The sequence below is a fragment of the uncultured Sphingomonas sp. genome, from assembly GCF_964244265.1.
GTDB lineage: Bacteria > Pseudomonadota > Alphaproteobacteria > Sphingomonadales > Sphingomonadaceae > Sphingomonas.
In genome coordinates this window covers 1-5,144 of record NZ_CAXTHV010000061.1, presented here as the reverse complement: position 1 = coordinate 5,144, position 5,144 = coordinate 1, and the positions used below count along the sequence as shown (strand labels likewise).

At 63.9% G+C, this 5,144-nt stretch carries 8 protein-coding genes; all 8 read right to left on the bottom strand.

What is annotated here, in order from left to right:
- On the bottom strand, positions 1 to 1,090 hold a 1,090-nt coding region (gene nuoF / locus ACFE7K_RS15480; protein WP_375399091.1), incomplete at its 3' end, for an NADH-quinone oxidoreductase subunit NuoF.
- The gene (locus tag ACFE7K_RS15475) at positions 1,090 to 1,320 is read right to left on the bottom strand and encodes a hypothetical protein (RefSeq protein WP_375399090.1); all 231 of its coding nucleotides are present in this window, start codon (positions 1,318 to 1,320) and stop codon (positions 1,090 to 1,092) included. The genes ACFE7K_RS15475 and nuoF, both read right to left, overlap by 1 nt.
- Positions 1,313 to 1,987, bottom strand: a complete 675-nt coding sequence (locus tag ACFE7K_RS15470; protein ID WP_375399089.1) for a complex I 24 kDa subunit family protein — start codon at positions 1,985 to 1,987, stop codon at positions 1,313 to 1,315. Before ACFE7K_RS15470 ends, ACFE7K_RS15475 begins: the two co-directional genes overlap by 8 nt.
- Complete coding sequence (locus tag ACFE7K_RS15465) at positions 1,980 to 2,222, bottom strand: hypothetical protein (protein WP_375399088.1); 243 nt, start codon at positions 2,220 to 2,222, stop codon at positions 1,980 to 1,982. The genes ACFE7K_RS15470 and ACFE7K_RS15465 overlap by 8 nt, the downstream gene beginning before the upstream one ends.
- Positions 2,219 to 3,454, bottom strand: a complete 1,236-nt coding sequence (locus ACFE7K_RS15460) for an NADH-quinone oxidoreductase subunit D (protein ID WP_375399087.1) — start codon at positions 3,452 to 3,454, stop codon at positions 2,219 to 2,221. The genes ACFE7K_RS15465 and ACFE7K_RS15460 overlap by 4 nt, the downstream gene beginning before the upstream one ends.
- Positions 3,451 to 4,305 (bottom strand): NADH-quinone oxidoreductase subunit C, encoded by an 855-nt coding sequence (locus ACFE7K_RS15455; protein WP_375399086.1) that lies wholly within the window; start codon positions 4,303 to 4,305, stop codon positions 3,451 to 3,453. The genes ACFE7K_RS15460 and ACFE7K_RS15455 overlap by 4 nt, the downstream gene beginning before the upstream one ends.
- The gene (locus tag ACFE7K_RS15450; protein ID WP_375399085.1) at positions 4,298 to 4,789 is read right to left on the bottom strand and encodes a hypothetical protein; all 492 of its coding nucleotides are present in this window, start codon (positions 4,787 to 4,789) and stop codon (positions 4,298 to 4,300) included. The genes ACFE7K_RS15455 and ACFE7K_RS15450 overlap by 8 nt, the downstream gene beginning before the upstream one ends.
- On the bottom strand, positions 4,786 to 5,144 hold a 359-nt coding region (locus ACFE7K_RS15445), incomplete at its 5' end, for a NuoB/complex I 20 kDa subunit family protein (RefSeq protein WP_375399084.1). The genes ACFE7K_RS15445 and ACFE7K_RS15450, both read right to left, overlap by 4 nt.

Genomic DNA, 5,144 nt, shown 5'->3' with positions numbered 1-5,144 from the left:
TCACGCGCCACATCCAGCCGGTGCCCTCGCGGCACGGCGTGCACTGGCCGCAGCTTTCGTGCTTGTAGAAATAGGATAGCCGCGAAATGGCGCGGACGATGTCGGTGGATTTGTCCATCACGATCACCGCCGCCGTGCCGAGGCCCGAGCCGAGCTTCTTGAGCCCGTCGAAATCCATCGGGCAGTCCATGATCTCTGCCGCCGGGACGAGTGGCACCGACGATCCGCCCGGGATCACCGCGAGCAGATTGTCCCAGCCGCCGCGGATGCCGCCGCAATGTTCGTCGATCAGCTGGCGGAACGGGATGCTCATCGCCTCCTCGACCACGCATGGGCGGTTCACATGGCCGCTGATCTGGAAGAGCTTGGTGCCCCTGTTGTTCTCCGCGCCAAAGCTCGCGAACCATTCGGCACCCCGCCGCAGGATGGTCGGCGCGACCGCGATGCTCTCGACGTTGTTGACCGTCGTCGGGCAGCCATAGAGGCCGGCCCCCGCCGGGAATGGCGGCTTCAGGCGCGGCTGGCCCTTCTTGCCCTCCAGGCTCTCGAGCATCGCGGTCTCTTCGCCGCAGATATAGGCGCCCGCGCCACGGTGCACGAACACGTCGAAATCATAGCCCGACCCACAGGCATTCTTGCCGACGAGCCCGGCGTCATAGGCTTCGGCGACGGCGGCGAACAGCGTCTCCGCCTCGCGGATATATTCGCCGCGGATATAGATGTACGCGGCACGCGCGCGCATCGCGAAGCCGGCAATGAGCGCGCCTTCGATCAATTTGTGCGGATCGTGGCGGATGATCTCGCGGTCCTTGCAGCTGCCCGGCTCGGACTCGTCGGCGTTGATGACCAGGAAATTGGGACGCTCGGGTTTGGGCTCCTTGGGCATGAAGCCCCATTTGGTGCCGGTCGGAAAGCCCGCCCCGCCGCGCCCGCGCAAGCCCGACGCCTTGATGACGTCGATGATCGCGTCCTGCCCGCGCGCCATCAGCCCGCGCGTGTCGTCCCAGTCGCCGCGCATGATCGCGGCATCGAGGGTCCACGGCTGGAACCCGTAGACGTTGGTGAAGATGCGGTCCTTGTCGGCAAGCATTATCCGGCATCCGTCAAATCGAGCCGCCGTTCGACACGCGCCAGCCGTGCATCGACCTTGTCCATTCGCGAATTAAGGCCGGCGACCGACATCATGATCGAAGCAAGATGCTCTTCGGTCGCGGTCACTCGCAGCTTGATATCGCCGATGTCGTTCTCCAGCCGATCAAGCCGCTGATCCAGGCGCCGCATAAAGAGCAGTGTCAGGTTCTCGATATTGTCCTCAGCCATGCGTCCACTCCCCCCGGTAATCGTGGTTCGCGGTCACCATGTCCTTCAGCGTCGTCGGCCCGCCCGCCGGGCAACTGTCGCGCCGCCCGGTCTGGGAACCCGGCGTCACCGCGCCGCCGGACGCCAGCGCCTCCAGCACGGCGACGGTGCGATCATAGTCGAGGTCCTCGAAATTATCGTCGTTGACCTGCACCATCGGTGCGTTGGCGCACGCGCCGAGGCATTCGACCTCGGTCAGCGTGAAGAGACCGTCGGGCGTGGTGCGGCCCTTGACCAGGCCCTTGTTGTGGCATGCCGCGAGCACATCGTCGCTGCCGGCCAACATGCACGGCGTCGTGCCGCACACCTGAACATGGAAGCGCCCCACCGGGGCCATGTTGAACATCGTGTAGAAGGTCGCGACCTCGTACACGCGCATGTACGGCACGCCGATCTCGCGCGCGACGAATTCGATGACGGGCACCGGCAGCCATCCCTGCGTACTCGTTTCCGCGCCGACCTGCCGCTGCGCCAGGTCGAGCAGCGGCAGCGACGCCGATTGCTCGCGCCCCTTGGGATAGCGCCCGAGGATCTCGTTGCGCTTGGCCTGGTTCGCGTCGGTCCACGCGAACGCACCCCAGCGCGCGCGGGTCTCGGCTTCGTCGGGGATTTCGGGGGCTTCAGCCATTGTCGTCGTCCTGCCAGGCACCGGAGTTGGACGCGGCGTCCTCCTTGGCCGACAGATATATTTGCGCACCGATTCCCGTTACCGCGATGAGCATCGCAACGACAAAGGCAGTGGCGAAGCCCGACCCATGCGGGGTTGCGATGTCCCGTGCCAGCAACGACACCGGCAAAGGCATCAACGTCAGCGCGATCGTCGCGTTCTTCTGTTCTTGCTCGTTCAAGCGATGGAAGATCACCGGTCGCACTCCCCGAACACGATATCCATCGCGCCCAGAATCGCCGTCGTGTCCGCCAGCATGTGGCCCTTCGCCATGAAATCCATTGCTTGCAGATGCGAGAACGCCGTCGGGCGGATCTTGCAGCGGTACGGCTTGTTGGTTCCGTCAGCGACCAGGTACACGCCGAACTCGCCCTTCGGACTCTCCGTCGCGACGTAGACATCGCCCGCGGGCACGTGGAAGCCCTCGGTGTAGAGCTTGAAATGGTGGATCAGCGCTTCCATCGACTGCTTCATCTCGGCGCGCCGGGGCGGCACGACCTTGCGGTCGTCGCTGGCGATCGGGCCGCTCGGCATGTCGTTCAGGCACTGCTTCATGATCCGCGCGGACTGGCGGACCTCCTCCACGCGCACCATGAACCGGTCGTAGCAATCGCCGCGCGTGCCGACCGGCACGTCGAAATCCATCCGGCTGTAGACGTCGTAAGGCTGCGACTTGCGCAGATCCCAGGGAATGCCCGATCCACGGATCATCGGCCCCGAAAAGCCCCATTTCACCGCATCCTCACGGCTGACAATGCCGATATCGACATTGCGCTGCTTGAAAATGCGGTTGTCGGCGACCAGGCTGATTGCGTCCTCGAACAGACGCGGTACGCGCGTATCGAGCCAGTCGCCGATATCGGTCAAGAGCTTGAGCGGCACATCCTGATGCACCCCGCCCGGGCGGAAATAAGCCGCATGCATCCGTGCGCCACTGGCCCGCTCATAGAAGTTCATGCAATCTTCGCGCAGCTCGAACAGCCACAGGTTCGGCGTCATTGCACCGACATCCATGACGTGCGAACCGAGGTTCAGCATGTGGTTCTTGATGCGCGTCAACTCGGCGAAGAAGGTGCGCAGATATTGCGCGCGGATCGGCACTTCCAGATCGAGCAGTTTCTCGACCGCGAGCACATACGTATGCTCCATGCACATCGGCGAACAGTAATCGAGCCGGTCAAAATAGGGCAGCGCCTGCAAATAGGTCTTGTATTCGATCAGCTTCTCGGTGCCGCGATGGAGCAGCCCGACATGCGGATCGACTCGCTCGACGATTTCTCCGTCAAGCTCCATGACGAGCCGCAGCACGCCGTGCGCGGCGGGGTGCTGCGGCCCGAAATTGATCGTGTAGTTCTGGATCTCCACGTCGCCGGCGGTCGGATGTTCGCCGTCGGTGCGATGTTCGATCTGGTCGAGATACTCGGTCACTGATTCTGCCCTCCGCCGGTGCCCCCGCCGCTACCCTTGCTCGGGGTGACGTCAGGATCGGCCGGCTTGGCGCCGGCATGCGGTGAATGCTTGCCCGCCCCCGTTTGCGCCGTGCTCTCGGTGACCTTGGTTTCAACAGGTGCCGAGGTCGGCGACCTGTTCGCATCGGCCTTCGCGATCTCGTCGGCCTTGAGGGGCGTGGGTGCGCCTTTCTGCTCCGGCAACCCGGATATTCCTTGCGCTTTTTCGTCGCCAGGCAAGATGTATTCCGCACCCTCCCACGGACTCATGAAGTCGAAGGAGCGGAAATCCTGCGCCAGCTTGACCGGCTCATAGGCGACGCGCTTGGTCTTTTCCGAATAGCGCAGCTCGACATATCCGGTCAGCGGGAAATCCTTGCGCTGGGGATGACCGACAAAGCCGTAATCCGTCAGGATGCGGCGCAGGTCCGGATTGCCGTCGAACAGCACGCCGTACATGTCGTACACTTCGCGCTCCAGCCAGCCGGCGACCGGCCAGATGCCCGTCACCGACGGCACCGGCTTGATCTCGTCGGTCTGGACATGGACGCGGATGCGGTGGTTACGGGTCAGCGAGAGCAGGCAATAGACGACCTCGAACCGGTCAGGCCGTTCCGGATAATCGACCCCGGCAATCTCCATCAGCTGCTGGTATTCCAGGCCGGGCGTGTCGCGCAGGAGCGTCATCGTCTCGATCAGGCTCTCGCGATCGACGGTAAACGAAACTTCGTATGCCGCTTCGAGGCTGGACAGCACCTTGCCGCCAAGCGCCTTCTCGGCGATATCGATCACGCCCTCGTTCGACGTATAAGCCGGCGCTGGACTACGCATTGCGCGCATTCCTCCACCGCAGCACGACCAGCGCGAACGTCCCGACGGTCAGCACGAGCGACACCAGCGCAAGCCAATGCCACCGAATCCCCTCGATGCTCGCCACGAGATGGACGAGCGCGGCCACGAACACGATCAGTGCGATCCAGAACTGCACCCGCATCACCGCTCTATCGCCCCACCACGGCGACTTCGCGCGCCATGTCACCACGCCCGCGATCACCACGGCCAACGCGCTGAGGATAACGAAGCCCAGGAGTATCTGCTGGAAGACCACGATATTCTCTCGCAGCATCATGCCGAGCTCGTGGCGATTGCGGAGCAGCGCCGGTATCAGCACGAACGGAACGACGACCAGCGGTACAAAGGCCGCACGACGCCGAGCCACGGCTGCTTGCTCCGACTTGGGGAGTGCCGGCGCGAGCGTCGGCAGGAATCGCTCGACCCAGAGGATCGATCGCCAGATGGGCCCTCGCTCGCTCACCGCTCGATCGTCCCGACGCGGCGGATTTTGCGCTGCAACTGCATGATCCCGTACAACAATGCCTCGGCGGTCGGCGGGCAACCGGGGACGTAGATATCGACCGGCACGATCCGGTCGCACCCGCGCACGACGCTGTAGCTGTAGTGATAATAGCCGCCGCCATTGGCGCACGAGCCCATCGAGATGACGTATTTCGGCTCGGACATCTGGTCGTACACACGGCGCAGCGCCGGGGCCATCTTGTTGCACAAAGTCCCCGCGACGATCATCACGTCCGACTGGCGCGGGCTCGCGCGCGGGGCGGCGCCGAAGCGTTCGAGGTCGTAGCGCGGCATGTTGACGTGGATCATCTCGA

What these genes read in the sequence shown, in the direction of transcription:
- ACFE7K_RS15475 (WP_375399090.1), bottom strand. Translation starts at nt 1,320, where the DNA reads ATGGCTGAGGACAATATCGAGAACCTGACACTGCTCTTTATGCGGCGC.
- ACFE7K_RS15470 (WP_375399089.1), bottom strand. Translation starts at nt 1,987, where the DNA reads ATGGCTGAAGCCCCCGAAATCCCCGACGAAGCCGAGACCCGCGCGCGC.
- ACFE7K_RS15455 (WP_375399086.1), bottom strand. Translation starts at nt 4,305, where the DNA reads ATGCGTAGTCCAGCGCCGGCTTATACGTCGAACGAGGGCGTGATCGAT.